Source organism: Rhizobium sp. RU35A (assembly GCF_900156005.1).
GTDB lineage: Bacteria > Pseudomonadota > Alphaproteobacteria > Rhizobiales > Rhizobiaceae > Neorhizobium > Neorhizobium straminoryzae.
The window spans coordinates 1-24,584 of sequence record NZ_FTMR01000012.1 but is presented as its reverse complement, the minus strand read 5'-3'; the positions used below and the strand labels follow the sequence as shown (position 1 = coordinate 24,584).

General features: G+C 63.4%; 27 protein-coding genes. 21 read left to right on the top strand and 6 right to left on the bottom strand.

Features of this window, described 5'->3' with window-relative positions:
• The first annotated feature begins 151 nt into the window (after nucleotides 1-151).
• The 7 genes from dnaN to F3H95_RS22055 all read left to right on the top strand — a co-directional run bounded on the left by dnaN (nucleotide 152) and on the right by F3H95_RS22055 (nucleotide 5,154).
• Complete coding sequence (gene dnaN, locus F3H95_RS22085) at nucleotides 152-1,270, top strand: DNA polymerase III subunit beta (protein WP_143125848.1); 1,119 nt, start codon at nucleotides 152-154, stop codon at nucleotides 1,268-1,270.
• Nucleotides 1,271-1,394: 124 nt separating this feature from the next.
• A complete protein-coding gene (gene pmtA, locus F3H95_RS22080; RefSeq protein WP_143125849.1) occupies nucleotides 1,395-1,988 on the top strand; it encodes a phospholipid N-methyltransferase PmtA in 594 nt (197 codons plus the stop codon).
• A 28-nt stretch (nucleotides 1,989-2,016) separates the two neighbouring features.
• Nucleotides 2,017-2,619 carry a histidine phosphatase family protein gene (locus F3H95_RS22075; RefSeq protein ID WP_149747582.1) on the top strand — a complete coding sequence of 201 codons (603 nt, stop codon included), beginning with the start codon at nucleotides 2,017-2,019 and terminating at the stop codon, nucleotides 2,617-2,619.
• Nucleotides 2,620-2,627: 8 nt separating this feature from the next.
• Entirely contained in the window at nucleotides 2,628-3,320 is a 693-nt protein-coding gene (gene pyrF / locus F3H95_RS22070) for an orotidine-5'-phosphate decarboxylase (protein ID WP_143125873.1), read from the top strand.
• A 38-nt stretch (nucleotides 3,321-3,358) separates the two neighbouring features.
• Complete coding sequence (locus F3H95_RS22065) at nucleotides 3,359-3,646, top strand: DUF1330 domain-containing protein (protein WP_143125851.1); 288 nt, start codon at nucleotides 3,359-3,361, stop codon at nucleotides 3,644-3,646.
• A 139-nt stretch (nucleotides 3,647-3,785) separates the two neighbouring features.
• Nucleotides 3,786-4,766 (top strand): complex I NDUFA9 subunit family protein, encoded by a 981-nt coding sequence (locus F3H95_RS22060; RefSeq protein WP_143125852.1) that lies wholly within the window; start codon nucleotides 3,786-3,788, stop codon nucleotides 4,764-4,766.
• A gap of 235 nt (nucleotides 4,767-5,001) precedes the next feature.
• The gene (locus F3H95_RS22055) at nucleotides 5,002-5,154 is read left to right on the top strand and encodes a hypothetical protein (protein WP_143125853.1); all 153 of its coding nucleotides are present in this window, start codon (nucleotides 5,002-5,004) and stop codon (nucleotides 5,152-5,154) included.
• 127 nt (nucleotides 5,155-5,281) lie between these two features.
• On the opposite strand, the gene F3H95_RS22050 is transcribed toward F3H95_RS22055, so the two are convergent.
• A complete protein-coding gene (locus F3H95_RS22050; protein ID WP_143125854.1) occupies nucleotides 5,282-6,088 on the bottom strand; it encodes an undecaprenyl-diphosphate phosphatase in 807 nt (268 codons plus the stop codon).
• 155 nt (nucleotides 6,089-6,243) lie between these two features.
• Here F3H95_RS22050 and F3H95_RS22045 point away from each other — a divergent pair, with 155 nt between their 5' ends.
• From F3H95_RS22045 to F3H95_RS21980, 14 genes are all read left to right on the top strand, one after another.
• On the top strand, nucleotides 6,244-6,936 hold the full coding sequence (locus F3H95_RS22045; RefSeq protein WP_143125874.1) for a glutathione S-transferase family protein: 693 nt from the start codon (nucleotides 6,244-6,246) through the stop codon (nucleotides 6,934-6,936).
• The gene (gene queG / locus F3H95_RS22040; protein ID WP_149747581.1) at nucleotides 6,917-8,110 is read left to right on the top strand and encodes a tRNA epoxyqueuosine(34) reductase QueG; all 1,194 of its coding nucleotides are present in this window, start codon (nucleotides 6,917-6,919) and stop codon (nucleotides 8,108-8,110) included. The genes F3H95_RS22045 and queG overlap by 20 nt, the downstream gene beginning before the upstream one ends.
• Entirely contained in the window at nucleotides 8,101-8,973 is an 873-nt protein-coding gene (locus F3H95_RS22035) for an SDR family oxidoreductase (protein ID WP_149747580.1), read from the top strand. Before queG ends, F3H95_RS22035 begins: the two co-directional genes overlap by 10 nt.
• Nucleotides 8,974-9,369: 396 nt before the next feature.
• Nucleotides 9,370-9,732, top strand: a complete 363-nt coding sequence (locus F3H95_RS22030) for a septal ring lytic transglycosylase RlpA family protein (protein ID WP_143125857.1) — start codon at nucleotides 9,370-9,372, stop codon at nucleotides 9,730-9,732.
• 95 nt (nucleotides 9,733-9,827) lie between these two features.
• The gene (locus F3H95_RS22025; RefSeq protein ID WP_149747579.1) at nucleotides 9,828-11,105 is read left to right on the top strand and encodes an RsmB/NOP family class I SAM-dependent RNA methyltransferase; all 1,278 of its coding nucleotides are present in this window, start codon (nucleotides 9,828-9,830) and stop codon (nucleotides 11,103-11,105) included.
• Between the two features lie 128 nt (nucleotides 11,106-11,233).
• Entirely contained in the window at nucleotides 11,234-12,508 is a 1,275-nt protein-coding gene (locus F3H95_RS22020) for an imelysin family protein (protein ID WP_143125859.1), read from the top strand.
• A 47-nt stretch (nucleotides 12,509-12,555) separates the two neighbouring features.
• On the top strand, nucleotides 12,556-14,103 hold the full coding sequence (locus F3H95_RS22015) for a di-heme oxidoredictase family protein (protein WP_149747578.1): 1,548 nt from the start codon (nucleotides 12,556-12,558) through the stop codon (nucleotides 14,101-14,103).
• Nucleotides 14,103-15,209, top strand: coding sequence for an imelysin family protein (locus tag F3H95_RS22010; protein WP_149747577.1), 1,107 nt, complete (start codon nucleotides 14,103-14,105; stop codon nucleotides 15,207-15,209). The genes F3H95_RS22015 and F3H95_RS22010 overlap by 1 nt, the downstream gene beginning before the upstream one ends.
• A gap of 1 nt (nucleotide 15,210) precedes the next feature.
• Nucleotides 15,211-16,293 (top strand): DUF1513 domain-containing protein, encoded by a 1,083-nt coding sequence (locus tag F3H95_RS22005; RefSeq protein ID WP_143125862.1) that lies wholly within the window; start codon nucleotides 15,211-15,213, stop codon nucleotides 16,291-16,293.
• An 86-nt stretch (nucleotides 16,294-16,379) separates the two neighbouring features.
• Nucleotides 16,380-16,832, top strand: a complete 453-nt coding sequence (locus F3H95_RS22000) for a TspO/MBR family protein (protein ID WP_149747576.1) — start codon at nucleotides 16,380-16,382, stop codon at nucleotides 16,830-16,832.
• A gap of 72 nt (nucleotides 16,833-16,904) precedes the next feature.
• Nucleotides 16,905-17,354: a PaaI family thioesterase gene (locus F3H95_RS21995; protein ID WP_149747575.1), complete on the top strand. Its 450-nt coding sequence runs from the start codon at nucleotides 16,905-16,907 to the stop codon at nucleotides 17,352-17,354.
• The gene (locus F3H95_RS21990; protein WP_143125865.1) at nucleotides 17,351-17,989 is read left to right on the top strand and encodes a 5'-methylthioadenosine/S-adenosylhomocysteine nucleosidase; all 639 of its coding nucleotides are present in this window, start codon (nucleotides 17,351-17,353) and stop codon (nucleotides 17,987-17,989) included. The genes F3H95_RS21995 and F3H95_RS21990 overlap by 4 nt, the downstream gene beginning before the upstream one ends.
• A gap of 40 nt (nucleotides 17,990-18,029) precedes the next feature.
• The gene (guaA, locus tag F3H95_RS21985) at nucleotides 18,030-19,610 is read left to right on the top strand and encodes a glutamine-hydrolyzing GMP synthase (protein WP_149747574.1); all 1,581 of its coding nucleotides are present in this window, start codon (nucleotides 18,030-18,032) and stop codon (nucleotides 19,608-19,610) included.
• Between the two features lie 119 nt (nucleotides 19,611-19,729).
• Nucleotides 19,730-20,668 (top strand): FkbM family methyltransferase, encoded by a 939-nt coding sequence (locus F3H95_RS21980; RefSeq protein ID WP_149747573.1) that lies wholly within the window; start codon nucleotides 19,730-19,732, stop codon nucleotides 20,666-20,668.
• 70 nt (nucleotides 20,669-20,738) lie between these two features.
• Here F3H95_RS21980 and F3H95_RS21975 read toward each other — a convergent pair whose 3' ends face one another.
• The 5 genes from F3H95_RS21975 to F3H95_RS27240 all read right to left on the bottom strand — a co-directional run.
• Nucleotides 20,739-20,984 carry an acylphosphatase gene (locus tag F3H95_RS21975; protein WP_149747572.1) on the bottom strand — a complete coding sequence of 82 codons (246 nt, stop codon included), beginning with the start codon at nucleotides 20,982-20,984 and terminating at the stop codon, nucleotides 20,739-20,741.
• A 109-nt stretch (nucleotides 20,985-21,093) separates the two neighbouring features.
• The gene (locus tag F3H95_RS21970; RefSeq protein ID WP_188134454.1) at nucleotides 21,094-22,047 is read right to left on the bottom strand and encodes a LysR family transcriptional regulator; all 954 of its coding nucleotides are present in this window, start codon (nucleotides 22,045-22,047) and stop codon (nucleotides 21,094-21,096) included.
• A gap of 320 nt (nucleotides 22,048-22,367) precedes the next feature.
• Entirely contained in the window at nucleotides 22,368-22,898 is a 531-nt protein-coding gene (locus F3H95_RS21965; protein ID WP_149747570.1) for a hypothetical protein, read from the bottom strand.
• Between the two features lie 158 nt (nucleotides 22,899-23,056).
• Nucleotides 23,057-23,761, bottom strand: coding sequence for an invasion associated locus B family protein (locus F3H95_RS21960; protein WP_188134453.1), 705 nt, complete (start codon nucleotides 23,759-23,761; stop codon nucleotides 23,057-23,059).
• A 106-nt stretch (nucleotides 23,762-23,867) separates the two neighbouring features.
• Nucleotides 23,868-24,584, bottom strand: a 717-nt coding sequence (locus F3H95_RS27240) for a hypothetical protein (protein WP_210248579.1), incomplete at its 5' end; no start/stop codon positions are given.

Sequence of the window (24,584 nt, the reverse complement as noted above, 5' to 3'; positions counted from 1 at the left end):
CACTGCGGAAATCCTGCGGCGACCGGGCACCACCCCTTGCCTTTTCGTTAAAAACTCTGCCATTTTGCGCGTCCACATCGTCCGACCAGCTGACGGACAGGCATAACATTCGGTCCCCTCGCGGACCGGTACGGTCGAAAGCGGTAGCGTCATGCGTATTACTCTTGAGCGGTCCAACCTCCTGAAATCGCTGAACCACGTCCACAGGGTCGTGGAGCGCCGCAACACGATCCCCATTCTGTCGAACGTGCTGCTGCGCGCGTCGGGCAATGATCTGGCGCTGAAGGCGACGGACCTCGACCTGGAAATCACCGAGGAAGTGCCCGCCATGGTGGAACAGGCCGGCGCCACCACGGTGCCTGCCCACCTTCTCTATGAAATCGTGCGCAAGCTGCCGGATGGCGCCGAAGTGCGGCTTGCCACCAATCCGGATGGCGGCAGCATGGTCGTGCAGTCAGGCCGCTCGAAGTTCTCGTTGCAGTGCCTGCCGGAATCCGATTTCCCGGATCTGACCGCCGGCACCTTCAGCCACACCTTCAAGATCAAGGCGACCGATCTGAAGATGCTGATCGACCGCACCCAGTTCGCCATCTCGACGGAAGAGACCCGCTACTACCTGAACGGCATCTTCTTCCACACGATCGAGGCTGGCGGCGAACTGAAGCTGCGCGCGGTGGCCACCGATGGCCATCGCCTCGCCCGCGCCGACATCATCGCGCCCTCGGGCTCGGAAGGCATGCCGGGCATCATCATTCCGCGCAAGACGGTCGGCGAGCTGCAGAAGCTGGTCGACGACCCGGAGGCCCTCGTCACCGTCGAGGTGTCGGATGCCAAGATCCGCCTGACGATCGGCGGCATCGTCATCACATCGAAGCTGATCGACGGCACCTTCCCGGATTACCAGCGCGTCATCCCGACCGGCAACGACAAGGAAATGCGCGTCGATTGCCAGAGCTTTACCCGCGCCGTCGACCGCGTCTCGACCATTTCGTCGGAGCGCGGCCGCGCCGTGAAGCTGGCGCTCAGCGACGGCCAGCTGCTGCTCACCGTCAACAACCCGGATTCGGGCAGCGCGACGGAAGAAGTAGCGGTCGGCTACGAGAGCGACCCGATGGAGATCGGCTTCAACGCCAAATATCTACTCGACATCACCGCCCAGCTTTCGGGCGAGGATGCCATCTTCCTGCTGGCCGATGCCGGATCCCCCACCCTGGTGAAGGATACGGCCGGCGATGACGCACTTTACGTGCTGATGCCGATGCGGGTCTGAAAATCAAAAGGGATCGGTTCGCCGGTCCCTTTTTTTGCCGCATTTTTCATTGCGACATTTTCTCTTGTTTTTGCGCCATGAAGCGCCACCTGAAAACCAAAGAGGGGCGCACCGGGAGACCATGATGGAATTGCGTTTGAAGCAGCGGCTGGGCCGCAAGTTCGATGAGGAAATCCGCTTCTTCAAGGGATGGATGGACGGACCGAAGCGGGTCGGCGCCATCCTGCCCACCTCCGGCATCACCGCCCGCCGCATGGCCAGCGTCATCAACCCGCAGTCCGGCCTGCCGGTGCTCGAACTCGGTCCCGGCACCGGCATCATCACCAAGGCCATCCTGGAACGCGGCATCGCGCCGGAGAAGCTGGTCTCCATCGAATTTTCCACCGACTTTTACCAGCACCTGATCCGCACCTTTCCGGGCGTGCAGTTCATCAACGGCGACGCCTTCGATCTCGGTCGCACACTCGGCGAACGCAATGGCGAGATGTTCGATGCCGTCATCTCGGCCATCCCCATGCTGAGCTTCCCGATGGAGCGCCGCATCGCGCTGCTGGAAGACCTGCTGGACCGCATGCCGCGCGGCCGCCCGGTGATCCAGATCACCTATGGCGCCGTCTCGCCGATCGTCGCGCGGCCGGAGCGCTATCAGATCCGCCACTTCGATTTTGTCGTGCGCAACATTCCCCCGGCGCAGCTCTGGCTCTATACCCGTCCCTGACGACAGGTTCTGCAAGAGGGAGCTGGCCATGTTCGGCCTCTACATCACGCATCCGCAGGTGACGATCGATCCGGCGGTGCCGGTGCCGGACTGGGGGCTTTCGGAGACGGGTCTTGCCCGCACACGGCAGGCGGCAAGCCTGCCCTGGGTCACGCGCCTGTCGCGCATCGTCTCCAGCCGGGAGCGCAAGGCGGTGGAGACGGCGGCGATCCTCGCCGAGGCCGCCGGCATTTCGCCGGAGGCCGATGCCGCCATGCACGAGAACGACCGCTCCGCCACCGGCTTCCTGCCGCCGCCGGCCTTCGAGGCGGCCGCCGACTGGTTCTTTGCCCATCCGACCGAAAGCTACAAGGGCTGGGAACGCGCCGTGGATGCGCAGGCGCGCATCGTCGCCGCCCTTGCCGGCGCGCTCCACGGTCACGATCCGAGCCGACCGATTGCCTTTGTCGGCCATGGCGGCGTCGGCACGCTGCTGAAATGCCATCTGGCGGGACGCCCGATTGCCCGCGACGGCGACCAGCCGGGTGGTGGCGGCAATCTTTTCGCCTTCCGCCTGGGTGCCACTCTTGCCGATTGCCGGCTTGCATGCGACTGGACGCCGATGGAATTCTGGCAAGGAGACATGGCATGACCGCAGGCATGACCGCACGCGACCGTCTGATCGTCGGGCTCGACCTTCCCACGGTGGCCGAAGCGGAAACGCTGGTCGGGCGGCTCGGCGATACGGTTTCGTTCTACAAGATCGGTTACCAGCTGGCCTTTGCCGGCGGGTTGGAATTTGCCCGCGATCTCGTGGCCGAGGGCAAGCAGGTCTTTCTCGACATGAAGCTGCTCGACATCGACAACACGGTGGCAAACGGCGTCGAGAACATCGTGAAGATGGGCGTCACCATGCTGACTCTGCATGCCTATCCGAAGGCGATGCGCGCCGCCGTCGAGGCCGCAAAGGGCTCCAGCCTCTGCCTGCTCGGCGTGACGGTGCTGACCTCGATGGACGACCAGGACCTGCGCGACGCCGGCTACGAATACGATCCGCACACGCTGGTGCTGACGCGCGCCGAACAGGCGCGGGCCGCCGGCATGGGCGGCATCGTCTGCTCGGCCGAGGAATCGGCGGCCGTGCGCAAGATCATCGGGCCGGACATGGCGCTCGTCACACCGGGCATCCGCCCCAGGGGCGCCGACGCCGGAGACCAGAAGCGGGTGGTCACCCCTTTCGATGCGATCAAGGCCGGCTCCAGCCATCTGGTCGTCGCCCGCCCCATCGTGAAGGCAGAGGATCCGCTGGCCGCGGCGAAGGCGATTCTCGCGGAGATGCAGTCGGCGCTCTGAGCCGCTCGACACGACCCAAGCAGAAAAGGGAGAGAAACATGCCGAAGGGATACTGGATTGCCCGCGTCGATGTCCGCGACGCCGAGCGCTACAAGGATTATGTCGCGGCCGCCAAGCCCGCCTTCGAAAAGTATGGCGCAAATTTTCTTGCCCGCGGCGGTGCCGTGACGACGCTGGAAGGCGTGTCGCGGGCGCGCAATGTGGTGATCGAATTTCCTTCCCTGCAGCACGCCGTCGATTGCTACAATTCGCCGGAATATCAGGTCGCCGCCAAGATCCGCCAGGAAGTTGCAGATGCGGAGATGCTGGTGGTGGAAGGCGTCTGACGCCGCCGTTCCGGCATGGTGTCAAAGGCGAAACCCTTTTTGCCGCAGTGCGGGGGTGAGGCGCAGCTTGACACTTCACCTCGTGCACGCTTTGGGCTAGAGAAAAGCCATTGATCCCTTTGGCTTTCGGAGCAGTCCCATGACCACGTCCAATCTTCCGCCGCTCGTCACCGTCTTCGGGGGCTCGGGCTTTGTCGGCAGGCATGTGGTTCGCGCGCTTGCCAAGCGCGGCTACCGGATTCGGGTTGCCGTGCGCCGTCCCGATCTCGCCGGCTTCCTGCGCCCGCTCGGCTATGCCGGCCAGATCCAGCTGGTGCAGGCCAACCTGCGCTACCGCGCCTCCGTCGATCAGGCCGTTGCCGGCTCCGCCCATGTGGTGAACTGCGTCGGCATCCTGTTCGAGAGCGGCAAGAACAATTTCGACGCCGTGCAGGAGTTCGGCGCCAAGGCCGTGGCGGAAGCCGCACGTGCCGCCGGCGCGACGCTGACCCATATCTCGGCGATCGGCGCCGATGCGCAGTCGCCCTCCGCCTATGCGCGTTCCAAGGGCCGCGCCGAACAGGCGATCCGTGAGACGCTGCCGGGCGCCGTCATCCTGCGCCCCTCCATCGTGTTCGGCCAGGAAGACAACTTCTTCAACAAGTTCGCCGACATGGCGCGCACCCTGCCCTTCCTGCCGCTGATCGGCGGTGGCCACACCAAGTTCCAGCCGGTCTTCGTGGAAGATGTGGCAGAGGTCGTGGCCCGCTCGGTGGATGGCACGCTTGCGGCCGGCACCACCTATGAACTCGGCGGCGCCGAGGTGCTGACCTTCAAGCAGTGTCTCGAGGAAGTGCTGCGCGTCACCTTCCGCAAGCGCGGCTTCGTGTCCATTCCCTTCGGCATCGCCTCGCTGATGGGCAGCATCGCATCCGCCGTGCCGCTGATCGCTCCGCCGCTGACGGCCGATCAGGTCACGCTCCTCAAGAAGGACAATGTGGTCTCCGCCGACGCGGAACGCGAAGGCCGCACGCTGAAGGGTCTCGGCATCGCGCCGACGCTGCTCTCCAGCATCCTCCCGAGCTATCTGGTGCGCTTCCGCGTGCACGGCCAGTACACCAATGCCGGCAAGGCGGCCTGAGCCGCTTTCCACGAGAATGTCGCGACATCTGAAGGCAGGCGCCCAACGCCTGCCTTATTTTCGTCTGGTCGCAGTGACACAAAAGCCGCAGGCGCAAACGGGCTCACGTTAACGTCCAATTCATCAAGATGTTCTATTGAATTCTGGGGTTGCGCCTCGTAAATCCCGCTCTCCCTTTGCAGAAACGACTCGTAAGGCCGTGACACCGATCTCCTCCTCCGAAAGGCAATCCTCCATGGGCAAGTCCATCGCACTGTTTTTTGCGTGTGCGGCACTCGTCATCCTCGCCGGCTCCTTCCTGGCCCCCGGCACTGTTGCGGCCAACAAGAGCGCCTGCGCCCCGGCCTATGGCGTCGATCCCTGCAGCACGAGCTCCATTCGTCGCTGATCCGCAAGAACCCGGCAGCGCCTGGCGCCGCGCCGGTCGGTCATCTTCCTGCCGAGACGAGACATGAAAAAGCCGGGGTGCTGTCGCGACCCGGCTTTTCCTTTTCTCCCATACTGGTCCGTCTCGATCAGTGAATCATGCCGAACGAGGCAAAGCCCAGCAGAATGGCACCGAGAATGATGCGGTAGACCGCAAACACGGTGAAGCGGTTGGTCTGGATGTAGGAGAGCAGCCACTTGACCGCGATGAAGGCGACGATCGTCGAGGTGACGAAGGCAACGCCGAGCGAGGTCCAGTCTTCGCCGGCCACGCCCTGATCCTTCAGCGTCTTCAGAAGCTGATAGGCGCTGGCGGCATACATGGTGGGAATGCCGACCAGGAAGGCGAATTCGGTGGCGGCGGCACGGTTGCCGGTGCCGGCCAGCATGGCAACAAAGATCGTCGCCCCGGAACGGGAGGTTCCCGGGAAGACACCGGCCACCACCTGGGCAATCCCGACGAGGATGGCGACCGGCCAGGTTATCGTCGTGCTTTGCGGGCGCTTGGCAGCCGCCCATTCGGCAAAGATCATCCAGACACCGCCGATGATGAGCGCCCAGGCGATCGGGCTTGCATCTTCCGGCAGTTCGAAGCCCAGCTTCTTCACGGTCAGGCCGAGCACGGCGGTGATCAGGAAGGCGACGATGAGCTTCAGGGCATAGTCACGGTTTTCCGGTTCACGCCAGCCCAGCACGAGGTTGAGAAGACGACGCCAGTAAATGATGGTGACGGCAATGATCGCCCCGGCCTGGATCACGATGTTGAAGGTGTCGGAGCGGGCGCCCAGCCACTGTTCGGCGATGATCAGGTGGCCGGTGCTGGAAATCGGCAAAAATTCGGTGATCCCTTCGATCACCCCAAGAATGAACGCGCTGAGGATGCTCTGGTCCGCCATTCTTAATCCTTTATTGAGTAGATGACGACAGTTTGAGGGAGTTGGGTCGGCATTGCTTGTGCTGGGCTTATCAAACCCATATAGCTGCCATACGTCAGGCCGGCACAAGATGCGAGCCATTCTCCCTGTCGAATTAGCATAAAGTTCACGTGTCCATGCCCACCCTCTATCATCACCCGATGTCTTCGGCCTCGCGTTTCGTGCGCCTTATCCTGGCGGAATATGGCTTTCAGACGGATCTGGTCGAAGAACAGCCCTGGGAAAAGCGCAGGGAATTCCTGGCCCTCAACCCTGCGGCCAGCCTGCCGGTCTATGTCGATGACAGTATGCGCGTGCTGTGCGGGCCGACCGTTCTCCTGGAATTTCTCGACGAGACGCATGGCGTGCTGAAGCGGGACCGGCGGCTTCTCGCCGAAGATCCGTTCCAGCGGGCCGAGATCCGCCGGCTGACCGAGTGGTTCCTGCAGAAGATGGAGCAGGACGTGACCCGGCCGCTGACCCGCGAGCGGGTCTACAAGCTGCAGATGACGCCGGCCCAGGGCGGCGGCGCGCCGGATTCCAAGGTGCTGCGCACGGCGCGCACCAATATCCGCCAGCACATGAAGTATCTCGCCTGGCTCGCAGGCTCGCGCACCTGGCTTGCGGGCGAACGGCTGAGCTATGCCGATCTTGCCGCCGCCGCCTCGATCTCCGTCCTCGATTATCTCGGCGAGATCGATTGGCAGGAGACTCCGATCGCCAAGGAATGGTATCAAAGGCTGAAATCGCGGCCCTCCTTCCGCCCCCTGCTGGCGGAACGCATCCGCGGCATCACGCCGGTATCTCATTATGCGGACCTCGACTTCTGATCAGGACAGGCCATCCGCTGCCGAGGCGCAGAAGGCGGCGGAACGCCGGCGCAAGCTGACCGGCTTCCTGCATGCCGAGGCAGCCGCCCAGGGCTTCGATCTCTGTCGCATCACCCGCCCCGATGCCATTCCGGACGCCAAAGCGAGGCTCGATGCCTTTCTCGCCGCCGGACGTCACGGCACCATGGCCTGGATGGAGGAGACCCGCGAACGGCGCGCCGATCCGAAGGTGCTGTGGGGCGCGGTGCGCTCCATCGTGATGTTCGGGCTGAACTACGGCCCGGATGAGGACCCGCGCGGCATCCTCGACAGGCCGGATCGCGCCGCCATTTCCGTCTATGCCCGCAATCGCGACTATCACGATGTCATCAAGGGCCGGCTCAAGGAGATCGCCACCCGTTTTGCAGCGCGCGCCGGCGAGGATGTAAAGGTCTTCGTCGACACCGCTCCGGTGATGGAAAAGCCGCTCGCCGCCGCCGCCGGCCTCGGCTGGCAGGGCAAGCACACCAATCTCGTCTCGCGCAGCCATGGCTCCTGGCTGTTTCTCGGCAGCCTGTTCACCACGGCGGATCTGGAGATCGACGCGGCCGAGCGCGATCACTGCGGCTCATGCCGGGCCTGCCTCGATGCCTGCCCGACCGCGGCCTTTCCCGCCCCCTACCAGATCGATGCGCGCCGCTGCATTTCCTATCTCACGATCGAGCACAAGGGCCCGATCGATCCGGACCTGCGGCCGCTGATCGGCAACCGCATCTATGGCTGCGACGACTGTCTGGCGGCCTGTCCCTGGAACAAGTTCGCGGCAAGCGCCTCGGAGATGAAGTTCCGGGCCCGCGAGGACCTGAAGGAACCGGAGATCGCCGCGCTGCTGACGCTGGACGATGCGGCCTTCCGGGCCCTGTTCAGCGGCTCGCCGGTGAAACGCATCGGCCGCGACCGCTTCGTGCGCAATGTCCTGATCGCCGCCGGAAATTCCGGCCGCGCTGATCTGATCGCGCCCTGCCTGCGTCTTCTTACCGACGGCTCGGACATCGTGCGGGCGATGGCGGTGTGGGCGCTGTCGCGCCTGATGCCGGCAGACGCCTTCGAGACGCTGAAGGCCGAGCCGCGCAGCGAGGCCAGCGCTGAGGTCGAGACGGAATGGCAGAATGCGGGAGTGCAGACATGCGGATGATGATTTTCGGCGCGGGCTATTCGGGCCAGGCGATTGCAGGGGAGGCCCTTGCCGCCGGCATGCACGTCTCCGGCACCAGCCGCAGCATGGAAAAATGCGCCGCGCTCTCGGCTGTCGGCATCGAACCCTTCCTGTTTGACGGAGCAACACTCTCGGCGCCGCTGCGGGATGCGATGGCGCAGACGACCCATCTCGTCCAGTCGATCGCGCCGGGCGCCGCCGGCGATCCGCTGCTACAACTGACGGAAGGCGATCTCGCGCATCACTTTCCGCGCCTGCAATGGACCACCTATCTGTCGACCGTCGGCGTCTATGGCGATCACGGCGGCGCCTGGGTGACGGAAGAGACCGAATGCCGCCCGGTATCGCAGCGCTCCGTGGAGCGCGTGGCGGCCGAACAGGGCTGGCTGGAGGCGGGCGCCCGCGCCGGCGTGCCGGTCGCCGTGCTGCGGCTGTCCGGCATCTATGGACCCGGCCGCAACGGCTTCGTCAATCTCGCCCAAGGCACGGCCCGCCGGCTGGTAAAACCCGGTCAGGTGTTCAACCGGATTCGGGTGGAGGATATCGGCCGCGCGACGCTGTTCCTCGCGGAGCGTCATCTCGGCGGCCTCTTCAATGTTACCGATGACGAGCCTGCCCCGCCGCAGGACGTGGTGACGGAGGCCGCGCGCCTGATGGGCGTGGAGCCACCACCGGAACAGGCCTTCGAGACGGCCGAACTCAGCCCCATGGCGCGCTCCTTCTACGGGGAGAACAAGCGGGTCTCCAATGCGAAGATCTGCAACCTTGGATTTTCGTTCCGCTTTCCGGATTACCGGATCTCGCTGGCCGATCTCTGGACCAGTGGTCGCTGGAAGCCCTGATCTGCAAGGGCCTGAATCCCGGATTGAAACACCCGCCGAAAAGGTGAAAATTCCTACTGACGCCCTCTTTCTGGTCATTCTTTCTTAACCTTGGCGGCAGCGTGCCACAAAATTTGTCCGATTAAGGCGGAAACCTCCTTCGGACGACAAAAAAATTTCGCCGATTTTCGTGACCGCGAGTCATGTGGCGATGAGGCAGGAACACTTTTCCGCTTATTGCCTGAAAAGGCACTGTTTTTTCCAGCTCCATCGCCAGCGATGTTTAGCCGGCTTGCGTTCACGAATGTTACGCTCGTTAACATTGCGTGATAACAAACCCCACGTTTTCGCCTTTTTTGACCCTGCCTAAGCCTGCCCCACGCAAATTTCAGCACTCTTTGCAGGGGATAATCCGGTTTGAGACTGACAAAACGCACGAGCTTCGCCGCGGCCGCCATCGCATCCATGTCACTTCTGGCGTCCGCTCCAGCCCATGCAGCAGCAGGTTGTGGCCACGCCTCATGGTATGCCCTCGGATCCCGGACGGCGTCGGGCGAGAAGATGAGCGCGTCGCAGCTCACAGCCGCTCACAAGTCGCTCGGCTTCGGCACCAAGCTGAAGGTCACCAACAAGCGCAACGGCAAGAGTGTCATCGTGCGGGTCAATGATCGCGGTCCCTTCATCAAGGGTCGCGTGCTGGATCTCTCCAAGGCTGCCGCCCAGAATATCGGCATGGTCGCCGCCGGCACGGCACAGGTCTGTTACGAGGTGGTCGGCTGAGACCCCGCGCCTTAACCCCGTCACCCGGCTCTGGCCCCGGACTTGCCCTTGCGGCGGATCGCGGCTACACGCCCTCTGACACAAGGAGAGCGATCATGCGACTGGGCGGGCGAATGGCGGCAGCCATCGAGGTTTTGGCCGATATCGAGGCGCGCAAGCGTCCCGTGGCCGATGCGCTCAAGGATTGGGGTCTGGCGCATCGTTTCGCCGGCTCCGGCGATCGCTCCGCGATCGGCAATCTCGTCTATGACGCACTGCGCATGCGCCTCTCGCATGCCTATCTGATGCAGGACGACAGCGAGACGGCTCTCATCTATGCGGTTCTGCTGCGCCAGTGGGGTTTTACGCCCGACACGCTGGCCGCCGAGCTGGCGGATGACAAATTCGCGCCGGCCGCACCCGATCTTTCCGGTCTTTCGACGCGGGATCTGGCCGAGGCCGAACCGCATGTGCAGGGCGACATTCCGGACTGGCTGGTGCCCTCATTCCAGTCCGCCTTCGGCGACGACTGGCTCTTTGAAGCCCGCGCCATGGCCGAGCGCCCGACGCTCGATCTGCGCGCCAATACGCTGAAGGCCGGCCGTGACAAGGTCGTGAAGGCGCTGGAGCGCGCCGGCGCCACCCCCACCCGCATTGCCCGCAACGGCATCCGCATTCCCGCCGGCGATGGCGCGGCACGCCTGCCCAACGTCACGGCAGAACTTTCCTTCCAGAAAGGCTGGTTCGAGGTGCAGGACGAGGGCTCGCAGATCGTTGCCGATCTGGTGCTGCCGCAGGAAGGCCAGCAGGTGCTGGATTACTGCGCTGGCGGCGGCGGCAAGACGCTGGCCATGGCGGCGGCGATGAACAACAGGGGCCAGGTGCATGCCTATGACGCGGACCGCAAGCGGCTCGCCCCGATCATCGAGCGCCTGCGCCGCGCCGGCACCCGCAATGTGCAGGTGCATGACGACGTGCGTGGCCTGAAGGCACTGGAAGGCAAGCTGGATACGGTGCTGGTGGATGCCCCCTGCACCGGCACCGGCACCTGGCGTCGCCGGCCGGACACCAAGTGGAAGCTCACTCTCCGCAACATCGAGGAAAGGCTGGAGCAGCAGCGCGATGCTCTGTCCTCTGCCGCCGCCTATGTACGGCCGGGCGGCACGCTGGTCTATGTCACCTGTTCCGTGCTGCCGGAGGAGAACGACCGGCAGATCGCCCGCTTCACCGCCGAACATCCGGATTTTGCCGCGACGACCTCGCTTGACGCCTGGGACAGGCTGTTTGCCGGCGCGCCGAAGCCCTACAGCGGCGACGGCAAGGGCCTGACTCTGACGCCGGCCCGCACCGGCACCGATGGCTTCTTCTTCTGCCGGCTGGAACGCCGGGCCTGACGGCGGCCCAAAGGTGACAAACATCAAGCCGGAAGCAGGAACCGCGTCAATTCTAATCTAGATTGTTTGACACAGGTTTTTATTTGCGCGATGACACGGACCCGTGATCAGCCGATGCAGGAGGGACCATGATCCGCACAACGATCCTCAAAGCGGGCTTCGGCCTGCTGGCGGCCTCCGCCGCCTTTGTCGTCACCCCGGCGGGCGCTGCCGAACCGGCTGCGGTTCTGGCGCATTACGCCGATCTCGCCCATGCCAAGTACGAGGACGCGCTGAATACGGCCAAGACGCTCGACAAGGCCATCGACGCGCTGATTGCCAAGCCCTCCGACGAAACGCTGAAGGCGGCCCGTCAGGCCTGGATCGCCGCCCGCGTGCCCTATCTGCAGTCGGAAGTCTATCGCTTCGGCAATCCGGTCGTCGATGCCTGGGAAGGCAAGGTCAATTCCTGGCCGCTCGATGAGGGCCTGATCGACTATGTCGATGCCTCCTACGGCACCGAAAGCGATTCCAACGCCTACTACACGGCCAACATCATCGCCCATCCGAAGCTGACGGTGAACGGCGAGGAGATCGACGCGACCAAGATCACCCCGGACCTGCTCGAAAGCCTGCATCAGGCCGGCGAAGTGGAGGCCAATGTCGCCACCGGCTATCACGCCATCGAGTTCCTGCTCTGGGGGCAGGATCTGCACGGCACCGGCCCGGGCGCCGGCGAGCGTCCCGCAACCGATTACGACAAGGCCAATTGCACGCATGGCAATTGCGACCGCCGCGCCGATTATCTGAAGGCCGCCTCCACCCTGCTGGTCAACGACCTGCAGGAGATGGTGACTGCCTGGGCGCCGGATGGCGAAGCCACGCAGACCGTGACCGCCGATCCGAAGGCCGGCATCACCGCCATCCTGACCGGCATGGGTTCGCTCTCCTACGGCGAACTGGCCGGCGAGCGCATGAAGCTCGGCCTGCTGCTGCACGATCCGGAAGAGGAGCAGGATTGCTTCTCCGACAACACCTACAATTCGCATCTCAACGATGCGATCGGCATCGCCTCCGCCTATAACGGCACCTACACCCGCGTCGACGGCACCAAGATGACCGGCCCGTCGCTCTCGGAACTGGTGAAGGCCAAGGACCCGGCCCTCGACGCGGAAATGACCGCCAAGCTCGACAAGACGCTGGCCGCCATGAACGCCATGGCCGAGCGCGGCCGCACCGTCGAAGCCTATGACCAGATGATCGGTGAGGGCAATGCAGCGGGCAATGCCGTTGTGCAGACCGCCATCGACGGCCTGATCGACCAGACAAAGACCGTCGAGCGCATCATCGCGGCGCTTGATCTCGGCACCGTCAAGCTCGAAGGCTCGGCCAGCCTCGACAACCCGAACGCCGTCTTCAAGTAATCATGACGGGGGCAGGCCGCCCGCCCTCGGGCGGCCTGGACAGACCTATGCAGACGCGCCGGTTCCTGATTGTTGCCCTGTCGGCCCTGGCCGGCGCCCTTTTTCTGCTGCCGGCCCTGGTGCTCGGCGGTTCCGATCTCTTGCCCGGCCTGCCCGCCGCGCGGCAGGATCTGACGGCCGGCGACGCAGAGCGCGTGAGGACCGTCACACGGCCCACCGGCGATTTTTCCCGGGCCGAACCCTTCGAGGCCATGCCCGGCGGTGCCGCCACCTCGGTTGCGCGCCCCGATGCCGATGCCTTTTCGCATTTTTCGCCCAATATCAGCTTTGCCGAGCAGGAACGGTTCAAGCTTGGCAATGCGCTGTTTTCGAAGCTGTGGGTCGCCGCCCCCTCCTCCACCCAGGCCTCCGACGGGCTGGGGCCGCTCTACAATGCCCGCTCGTGCCTCAGCTGCCATATCCGCGACGGTCGCGGCCATCCGCCGGAAGGGGATGCGGACCGCACCTCGATGTTCCTGCGTCTGGCCCGCCCGCCACAGACGGACGAGGAGAAGGCGCTCGTGGCCCGCCACGCGATCCTCACCCTGCCGGACCCGACCTATGGCGAGCAGCTGCAGGATCTGGCGGTGCCCGGGCTTGCCGCAGAAGGCGAGATGGAGATCGCCTACGAGGAGGTTCCGGTCACGCTTGCCGACGGCACGGTGATTGCGCTGCGCAAGCCGACCTATTCGGTCTCCAAGCTCGCCTACGGCCCGCTCGATCCGGCCACCACGCTGTCGCCGCGCATCGCCCCGCCGATGATCGGCATGGGGCTGATCGAGGCCATTCCGGCCGAAGACATCCTCGCCCATGCCGATCCCGAGGACCGCGATGGCGACGGCATTGCCGGCAAGGCCGCCATCACCCGCGATCACCGGACGGGCGCGCTCGTGCTCGGCCGTTTCGGCTGGAAGGCGCAGAATGCCAGCGTGCGCGACCAGTCCGCCGCCGCCTTTTCCGGCGACATGGGGCTTTCGACGCCGGACCGGCCGGACCCCTATGGCGATTGCACTCCGCACGAAACCGCCTGCCGGGCGCTGCCGACCGGCGAGCAGCCGCGGCTCGGCGCCACCGAAGCGCCGGATCCGGTTCTCGATCTCGTCACCTTCTATTCGAAAAACCTTGCCGTGCCGACGCGCCGCAATGTGGACCGGCCGGATGTGCTTGCCGGCAAGCAGTTGTTCTACCGCATCGGCTGCGCCGATTGTCATGTGCCGAAATTCGTCACCCGCCGCGATGCCGAACATCCGGCCCAGGCCTTCCAGCTGATCTGGCCCTATTCCGACTTCCTGCTGCACGACATGGGCGACGGCCTCGCCGATAACCAGCCTGTCGGCGTTGCAAGCGGGCGGCAGTGGCGGACGCCGCCGCTCTGGGGTATAGGCCTGACGGGGACCGTGAATGGCCCCGGCTTCTTCCTGCATGACGGGCGCGCCCGCACCCTCACCGAAGCCATTCTGTGGCACGGCGGAGAGGGAACGAAAGCCCGCAATGCCTTTGCCGCCCTTGCCCGGCAGGACCGGGATCGCTTGATCGCCTTTCTGGAGTCGCTCTGATGTCGAGATGGATTGCCGCCCTTACGCTTGCCCTCCTGTCGGCAATGCCCGGCCTTGCGCAGGATGCCAATCCCTCGCCTCCGCCGGTTCTGACCCAGGAGAGCGCCCGCCATCTGATGGACCGCGTGGTCGATGGCTTCATCCGCCCCGGCTATCGCGGCTTTGCCGGCAAGAGCGGCGAACTCACCACCGCCATGGCCAATCTCTGCGCCACCCCTTCCGTGGAAACGCAGGCAAGCGCGCGCAAGGCCTTTGCCGCCGCCGCCACCGCCTGGGGCACCATCGAGATCGTCCGTGTCGGCCCCGTGCTCGACAAGAACCGCTTCGAACGCATCCTCTTCTACCCGGACCGCAAGGGCACGGGCCTTCGCCAGGTGCAGGCGCTGCTGGCCCAGCCGGACGAGAGCGCCACCTCGCCGGAGGGACTGCGCGACAAGAGTGTCGCGATGCAGGGGCTCGGCGCACTGGAATTCGTCCTCTACGGCGCTGGTGCCGAGGTGCTGACCGGCGAGCGCAACAGCTTCCGCTGCCGCTACGGTCTGGCGGTGGCCGGCAGCGTGGAGCGGGTGGCAAACGAACTGGTAGCGGTCTGGGACGATCCCGCCGGCGTGCAGAAGGACTGGAAAAACCCGGGTCCCGACAGCGCCACCTTCCGCACCGGAAACGAAGCCATCACCGAAGCGCTCGGCATTCTCGTCCATGCGGCGGAAGCGGTGCGCGACCAGCGCATCGAAAGCTTCTACAAGGGCGAGTCCAACAATACCTTTCCGAAACAGGCGCTGTTCTGGCGCTCGGGGCTTACCTTCCCGATGCTGGTCGCCAATCTGCAAGGCATCCGCAGCCTGCTCGACACATCCGGTTTCCGCGATCTCCTGAACGAGGACCAGCGCTCGGTGGTCAGTTCCATCGATTTCGTGCTGAAGCAGCTGGTGCGCGTCGGCGGCGGAGTGAATGCCGATGTCGAGGTGGCCGTCAGCGATCCGAAGGAACGTCAGAAGCTGGATTTCCTGTTGCTCAACAGCCGCGACCTGATCCTGCGCCTCAGCGACAATCTCGGCGGCGGCCTCGGCCTTGGCGCCGGCTTCTCCTTCGCGGATGGCGACTGACATGGTCCGCACCGGCGCAATCGACAGACGCCAGTTCCTACGGGCTGCCGGCATCGGCTTCGTCGCCGCGCTTTCGCCGCAGAAGCTTTATGCGCTGGAACGCAGCGAGGCCGTCTATGCCTCCGGTTTCCGCGCGCCTGACGGCACCTATGGGATCGCAACCGCCAGCATCCGCGGCGAGGTGATCGACCGCATCCTGCTGCCGGCCCGCGCGCATGGCCTGGCCTATTGCCCGGTCAGCGGCCGCGGCGTTGCCTTTGCCCGCCGTCCCGGCACCTTTGCGATGATCTTCGACCCGGCAGGCCGGCAGGAACCCGTGGTGATCCATACGCCGGAGGGCCGTCACTACTACGGCCACGGACACTTTTCACCGGACGGCCGCCTGCTCTATGCCAGCGAGAACGATTTCGACGGCAATCGTGGCATGATCGGCCTCTATGACGCCACGGACGGCTTTCGCCGCATCGGCGAGTTCGAGGCGCAGGGCATCGGTACGCATGACATGACCGTTTCCGATGACGGGCGGTTTCTGGTCATCGCCAATGGCGGCATCGAGACGCATCCGGATTTCGGCCGCACCAAGCTGAACCTCGACCATATGCAGCCCTCGCTGGTGCTTCTCGATGCGAAGACGGGCAGCGTGGTGCAGCGCCACACCCTGCCGGACAATCTCAGCCAGCTCTCCACCCGCCATCTCGACATCGATGCCAATGGCCGCATCTGGTTTGCCTGCCAGTATGAGGGGCCGCGCCAGGATCTGCCGCCGCTTGCCGGCAGTTTCGCGCCGGGCGAGGACCTGCGCTTCCTGTCGCTGCCGGAGGAGACGACGGTGCGGCTTGCCAATTATGTCGGCGCGATCGCCATCAATCGCCGGGATCGTCTGGTGGGGCTCACCTCGCCAAAGGGCGGCACCGCCGTGATCCTCAATGCCGATACCGGCGCGGTGCTCGCCGAAGAGACGGTGCCGGATGCCGCGGGCGTTTCCGCCGCCCCGGATGGCATTGCCGTCACCTCCTATGACGGGACGCTTGCCGGCACCCGCTCGCGCCTTGCCTGGGACCAGCATCTGGTGCGCCTTGCCTGAGCCGATGGGACGCTGCCCCGGCAACGCGTGCAGTGTGAAGACCTGCCGGGTTTCGATCCGTGCCGGGATGCTGTAGCCTGCGGCGCATGAAAAAGATCCTCATCCATCTGCTCTTCATTCTCCTGGTTGTCGGCCTCGGGGCGCTGATCGGCGTCTCCAACGTGCCGGGCACATGGTACCAGTCCCTTGCAAAGCCGCCCTTCAACCCGCCGAACTGGATCTTCGGGCCGGTCTGGACGGCGCTCTACGTGCTGATCGGGGTTGCGGGTGCCCGCGCCTGGCTTTCGGCGCCGGCTTCCGGCCGCACGCAGCTGTGGTTCGGCCAGATGGCGCTCAACTTTCTCTGGACGCCCGCCTTTTTCGGCGCGCAGAGCATGCTGCTCGGCCTTGTCGTCATCGTACCGCTGCTGCTTGCCATCCTCGCCTTCATCCGCATGAGCTGGACGGCAGACCGCGTCAGTGCGCTGCTCTTCGTGCCCTACGCGCTGTGGGTCGGCTTTGCCACGCTGCTGAACCTCTCGCTCTTCCTGCTGAATTAACCGCAAGGAACGCTGCCGGCTTGCGGGCTCTGCCCGGCCATGCCAGTTTCGCAGCCGCGAAAGGATGGGGCGATGAACGAGGGCGAAGACGTGGATTTCCGCGACCGGGTGCGGCAGAGTTTCGAGCGGCAGCAGGCCATGCGCACGCTTAGCGCGGAACTGACCCGCGTCGAGCAGGCCATGGTCGAGATCGAGATGCCCTTCGACGTGAAGCTGACCCAGCAGCACGGCATCCTGCACGCAGGCGTGATCGCGGCCGGACTCGACACCGCCTGCGGCTATGCGGCCTATACGGTGATTGCGCCGGAGGCCTCCATCCTCACCATCGAATTCAAGGTCAACCTCATGTCGCCGGGGCGCGGGGAGCGTTTCCTGTTCCGCGGCGAAATCACCAAGCCAGGCTCCACCATCATCGTCGCCGACGGGCGCGCCTATGCGCTCGGCGACGGCCCGGCCAAGCTGATCGCCTCGATGAGCGGCAGCATGATGGTGATCCGCGGCAGACAGGAATTTATCGGATGAATTTCGACATCAGGCAGGTCGGCAGCACCGCCATCCTCTTCGTGATGGCGGTCGAGGCCGAATATGGACCGCATCTGAAGGCGCGCTTTCGCCCGCTGATGACCGGCGTCGGCCCCATCGAGGCAGCGATCACTGTCACGCGCGCACTGAGCGTGCTGGAGGCGGAGGATCGCCTGCCGGATCTGATCGTCTGCCTGGGCTCGGCCGGCTCGCGCCAGCTCGAACAGACGGAGGTCTATCAGGCCGCCTCGCTTGCCTGGCGCGACATCGACGCCTCGCCGCTCGGCTTCGAGAAGGGCCGCACGCCCTTTCTCGACCTGCCGGCAACCATTGCGCTTCCCCACCGCATTCCGGGCCTTGCCGCCGCATCGCTCTCGACCGGCGGCAACATCGTTTCCGGCGCCGCCTATGACGCGATCGAGGCCGAGATGGTCGACATGGAGACCTTCGCCGTTTACCGCGCCGCCCAGATGTTCGGCATACCGCTGATCGGCCTGCGCGGCATTTCCGACGGCAAGGCGGACCTGCGGCATGTGGGCGACTGGACCGAATATCTGCATGTGATCGACGAGAAGCTGGCGACAGCCGTCGATCGGCTGACGGATGCCCTGCACAGCGGCGATTTGCGGCTCTGAGAGAGTTGCAAAAATGGCCGTTCTTCATTAAAGGCTCGCCATGACCCAGACACCCCATCACGACCGCCTCCTCATCATCGATTTCGGCTCACAGGTCACGCAGCTGATTGCGCGCCGCCTGCGCGAATTGAGCGTCTACTGCGAAATCCACCCCTACCAGAACGTCACGGATGCCTTCCTCGCCGCCTTCAGGCCGAAGGCCGTGATCTTCTCCGGCGGACCGGATTCGGTGACGCGCGAAGGCTCTCCCCGTCCGCCGCAGTCTGTCTATTCGTTGGGTATTCCAGTGCTCGGCATCTGCTACGGCCAGCAGGTGATGATGCAGGATCTCGGCGGTCAGGTGGAAGGCGGCAAGATTTCCGGCGGCGGCGGCACGGCGGAATTCGGCCGCGCCTATGTGACGCCGGCGGACCGGACCGATCCTTTCCTGTCCGGCTGGTTCGCGGAAGGCCGCGAGCAGGTCTGGATGAGCCATGGCGACCATGTCAGCCGCATCGCGCCGGGCTTCGAGGTATACGGCACATCGCCGAATGCGCCGTTTGCGATCACTGCTGACCCCAAGCGGCATTTCTACGCGGTGCAGTTCCACCCGGAAGTACACCATACGCCGAACGGCAAGACGCTCTACGAAAACTTCGTGCGACTGGCCGGCTTCAAGGGCGACTGGACCATGGGCGCCTACCGCGCCGAGGCGATCGCCAAGATCCGCGCCCAGGTCGGCGACAAGAAGGTGATCTGCGGCCTCTCCGGCGGTGTCGACAGCTCGGTGGCTGCGGTCCTCATCCATGAGGCGATCGGCGAACAGCTGACCTGCGTCTTCGTGGACCACGGGTTGCTGCGCCAGGGTGAGGCCGAAGAGGTCGTCACCATGTTCCGCGACCATTACAACATCCCGCTGATCCATGCGGACGAGCAGGACCTGTTCCTGGGCGAGCTGGAAGGCGTGACCGACCCCGAAGTCAAGCGCAAGACGATCGGCAGGCTCTTCATCGACGTGTTCCAGAAGCACGCCAACACGATCGACGGCGCCGAATTCCTGGCGCAGGGCACGCTCTATCCGGACGTGATCGAAAGCGTCTCCTTCTCGGGCGGCCCCTCCGTCACCATCAAAAGCCATCACAATGTCGGCGGCCTGCCGGAAAAGATGGGTCTGAAGCTGGTCGAACCCTTGCGCGAACTGTTCAAGGATGAGGTGCGCGCGCTGGGTCGCGAACTCGGCCTGCCGGACAAGTTCATCGGCCGTCACCCCTTCCCCGGCCCCGGCCTTGCCATCCGCTGCCCCGGCGAGATCACCCGCGCCAAGCTGGAAATCCTGCGCAAGGCGGATGCGGTCTATATCGACCAGATCCGCAAGCATGGTCTCTATGACGAGATCTGGCAGGCCTTCGTGGCAATCCTTCCCGTGCGCACTGTCGGCGTGATGGGCGATGGCCGCACCTACGACTACGCCTGCGCGCTGCGCGCCGTCACCTCCGTCGATGGCATGACTGCGGATTATTATCCCTTCACCCACGAATTCCTCGGCGAAACGGCAACCCGCATCATCAACGAGGTCGAAGGCATCAACCGCGTGACCTACGACATCACCTCCAAGCCGCCCGGCACGATCGAGTGGGAATGATTCTGGTTGTGATGGTAGGCTGATCTCTACCATCACCAACCGCCGTGTGATAGCTTCCAGAAACACTGTCAGGTTGAACGGCGCCGCCGTTTAAGCAATGATGTCTGGGAGGAACGTGCATGGCATACCTCAGTGGAAAAACGCTTACACAGTTGACGCTTCTGGCCAAAGGCCTCTCGGCGACACGGCCGAAATCCTTGTTCCAGATGATTTCCGGAATGGGTGCACCGCTTCCGGATATTTCAGCGGTCACCAATGAGTTTGGTTCGTTTACCGGGCTGCGCAACGACTACCTGTTCCAGTCCATAGGGGAAAAGGGCATCAACGAGGCGCATTTCCGTGATCTCGCCCGGGTGCTGATCGAACCGGACTGGAATGTCCTCGATCTCGGCGCCAACCTTGGCAGCCACTCCGTGCTGATGGCAAAGCTTGTGCCCGGCGGCCAGGTCTTTTCGTTCGAACCGCAATCCCTCACATTTTCGCTGTTGCAGAACAATCTGTTGCTGAACGGCTGCGGCAATGTTCACCCCTATCGCTTCGCCATATCCGACGGCGACCTGCAGGTTCTGACCATGGAAGCCTTCAGCTACGCGGGCGATAGCATCAACAATGGTGCCTTGCGCGTCAGCGCCCGCCGCTCCGCCGGGGACCTTACCATCAGCAAGCGGCTGGACGACCTGTCACTGCCACCGATCGGTTTCATCAAGATGGACATCCAGGGTTCGGAACTGAAAGCCCTGAAGGGCGGCGCAAACCTGATTGCCCGCGACAGGCCCTTCATGTTCATCGAAATCGAGGAGCAGCATCTGCAGTCGCTGGGCACCAGTTCGAAGGAGCTCATCGAGCACATTCTTGGCTTGGACTACATCCTCTTCCGGATCATGACCCACTACCCTTGCGACCATATCTGCGTGCCCGCGGAAAAAATCGACGCATTCCTCGCAGCTCTGGGCACGTCCTATTCCTATCCTCTGGAACGGATCGAAGGACGGCGGGTCCTGCTGACATTTGCGCGTCCGCGGGATCAGAATTACCAGCGCCTTGACGTCATCGGGTAAGCCGCAAGCCGACCATGCCCCTGCCTTCATCCGGAGGCAGGACGATGCTTCCGTGGATCAACGGAAGCTGTCAGCCATGTTTGACAGAGCGCTCGATCGCGTCAACCCAGACATCGATAGGCCCCAGCAGGCAGCCGATTTCCATGGCGTCGATCAGTTCTTCCGGACCGGTGAGTTCGAGGATCAGACGCGTGGCATCGGCCTGACGGACAGTCTGCTCAAGGCCGAGCTTACGGGCATGACGCTCGACCCAGGGCAACAGGGCAGCACTGTCCAGCGCGCCGTCAATGACCATCCGTTCGCAACGTTGCGTCATGCCTGCTCCGATAGAAGTAAGGTCGCCCGACACGTTGATCCTGCGACGGGTCCCGTCACACGAAAGGGAAACCGGACATCCGCGACCTTGCACGTGGCAAGACAGCGGGTCAAGCCGTTGCCCGCATCTGTTCCGAACCGGGTGCCACTCCGTAAAGCGGCATGGCCGAGAGAAGCCCTCTCACCCATTTTTGCGCCAGGGAATGATCCGTGCGCTCGTGCCAGGCCATCGTCAGCTGACTGCGCGGATAGGGAAAGGGGCATTTGATCACGCTGAGCGGCAGCAGACCGGCATGGTGGGTGGCAAAACCATATCCCGCCGTCAGCACGAGGTCGGTGCCCGGCAGAAGATGAGGTGCCATCAGATAGTCGCAGAGCACGATCCGCTGGTCACGGGCCGTGCGCTGGAGGCCTGCCGCAGTTTCCAGAACACTCGGCAGCCAGGCCGAGCCACCGGGCGCCATCAAATGACGCGCCCCGGACAGATCCTCAAGGCTGGGCGAACTGTGCGCAAACCGATGATTGCAGTCCACAAGCCAGACCACCTCCTCTTCCGCGAGAATGGTTCGCTTCAGCCCCACCGGCATCTGCAGCCAGTGACCGATCGCCACATCAACCGCACCATTGGCCATCGCCCCCTCGAGATCGAAATCCGCGGGCAATCGCTGCAGCACGAACCGTGCGGCCGGCGCCTGCAATGAGGCCTGCCGCAACACAGTCCCGAGCAGGCCGGGGGACACCGTCTCGGCAACTCCGATCGTCATGGTCTGGTCGAGGGTCTGCGGCTCGAACTCCTCCGGCCGCAGGATCAGTTCGTTGAGTTCGGACAGAACATGCTGCGCGGTGCGATAAAGGGCCTGCGCATGATCTGTCGGCACCATGCGACCACCACTGCGCACCAGAAGCTCATCCCGGAAAATGTCACGCAACTGCTTGAGGATCAGGCTCGTCGCAGGCTGGGAGAGGTTCAGTCTGCGTGCGGCATTGGTGACATTGCCCTCCTCGATCAGTGTACACAAGACCCTCAGATTGAACGCCGTCAGCGGATTATCCAGTACGCGCAACCTCTCGCCCCCTTGTGGTCGCATGGCATGCAAGTCCAATGATGGAAACCCGCTGAAATTGCAGCTGATCGCCCGACCGAACGATCTGCCCGGAAGCTCCCGACAACTATCCGCACCCACAGCGCCATCAACGCATAGAATTAATACATAAATGGAAAATGTCGATGTTTTTCCGTAAAATTTGAATACTTTTTGCAAATCAAATTGCGAAATATAGGATAAAACGGATTATTTTATTTCAGTTATTTAATATATAAAAATCATACATTGTCGCATTCATTTTTCACATAGCGACAATTAAAATAATCCATCTCAATAATTCATTTTATCACCCTAAAGAAAAACAACAATTCAACACCCGAATCCGAACACAACACCACTCTCTCGACATCCACAACAATTCCGGCAAGATAATCTGGTGTTCTCCACGCGGGGACGAAACGCATGTTGATCATCGGACATTGCAACCGATGCTGGTTGGCGTGGGAAAATCTCAAAAGGTCGACGTCACCGAAAAAAAGGAACCTGGGACCATCCACAGCCTGCGTGTTCGAGTTCGGATCGATTGGCCAGGCAACGGAGAGCTCGCCACTCAGATACCCGCCACTCTCAAAATCAAGGCCAAAACCGCCATCCTCATACGTCATCAGCGGCTGACCTTTGACATAATCATTGAAGGCAACACCGGCGTCGAGAAAAATGCGCAATCCAGAGGAGAACAGCATTGCCAATGCCGCTGCATACTGGCGTTCCCCGCCTCGGGGGCGGAGTTGAGCGGTACAATAGAGACCGCTGTCACTCGAGATTGACGACATCTCGTAGCCGGTAGCGTATTCGATCCGCCCAGGCACCAGAGCTCACCTGACGGCAGCCGCTTGTCCGGCATATACTGTCCACCGGACCGCGCCAGCAGACTGAAGCCATTGCCGAGGGACTGGGAGAGGCCGAGCAGCCTCCCCTGTACTGCATGCCGCGAGACAGGTGGCATGGTGACCACACGCTCTTGGGATCAGCCCTTCGACTGGGCACTCATCCGTGTATTTTCCTTGACCATCTCGTCATAGGCCTTGGAGAAGCCCGCAGCCGAAAAGCCGATGCCCACCTTTTGGCCCGTGCGCGAAACGATGACAACGCGACCACCATCCTTGGAGCCCTGCAGCGCCTTGATGAAGGCGTCATCGGTCGTTCCCTCGACAAAGCAGCCCTGGACGGAGCAACGGTTGACGCCAGCGGTGCTCTGGTAGCTGCCCACTTCGACGGAAACGCCGGGGGTCAGCAGGAAGTCCAGCGGCAGCACATACTGGATGACATTGCTCTTGGCCTTCGGATCGAAGGCAATGCTCATCACCAGGATGTTGCGGTCGGTGTCCTTCTGGGCGATGCGCTGCTTGATCTGGCAGTTCACGTTGTTGATGGCCGGGTCATAGCACTCCAGCAGCCAGTCGCCATGCTGCTGAACGGTCACCTTCGGACCGCTCTGCACCGTGCCCGGCGCAGCCCCGTCCTTGCCCTTCTGGGCCGCATCGGCGGGCTGGGAGGGCGTGGAGGTCGGCGCAGCCGCCTGGGATGCCGCGGCGGGTGCCGCAGTATCGGCTGCCTTCGGTTTATCACCCGTGCCGGCAGCATGCGCCATCAACGGTATGGCAACACCCAGTGTCACGGAGACAGCAAAGGCAGTGGTCAGGGACTTCAAACGGAATGCATTCTTGGACACGACATCCTCACTTCTTGGAATCAACTTCATGTTGGCTGTGGCACAAAGGCCATTTCTGTGAAAGGGCAAGGTTCGGCTTCCGTGACCATTGCCCCTCCCTTGATCGTCAGTTCTGGAGGCCCAGAACAATTGTCCCGCCGTCGATGCGGTCGACCGCAATGGCGTTGCTGCCATACATCCAGTTCACGACAGCCTGCTGATCATTGCGCAGGGCAAGTAGAGCTGCCATGTAAAGGCTTGAATCCGGCACTTCCGGAACGGACGGACTGGTTGTGCCGGAATTGCGCATGCCGGTTTCGAGCATGCTGCGATTGCCATCCCCACCATCATCAATCGTATTGCCGGCCGTCGCAATGATGCGCAGCGGCGACGGGTTTTGCGAGCGGACCTTGCGCAGCGTGACGTTGCGCGCGCCATGAATGCGCACCCTGCCAAGCCCGCCGTCAATCCATCCCCCCATCATCTGCGTCACACTTCCATCAAGGCTGTCAATGATGACATCCCCGATGCCGGCTGCCGTGATATCCGATGCTGCGCCAATCGAGATATCATGCTGCGCCAGAATGTTGATGTTGCCGTCAGCCGTATCGAGATCATCCTCAAGGACAATGTTGCCAGTTCGGCTGAAGATGCCGAGATCGCCCGTGCCACCCGTCTTCACGTGACCGATCGTGGCATCCGTACCCGCCGACAAGGTCACGCTGCCCGTGCCACCATCGATCAGCGAACCAGAGGCCTGCGTCAGGCTGCCCGTCGTTGCCGTCAGGGATACGCCAGTCGCACCCGCAACCGAGCCCGTCGCGGCAACCACGACATTCCCGTC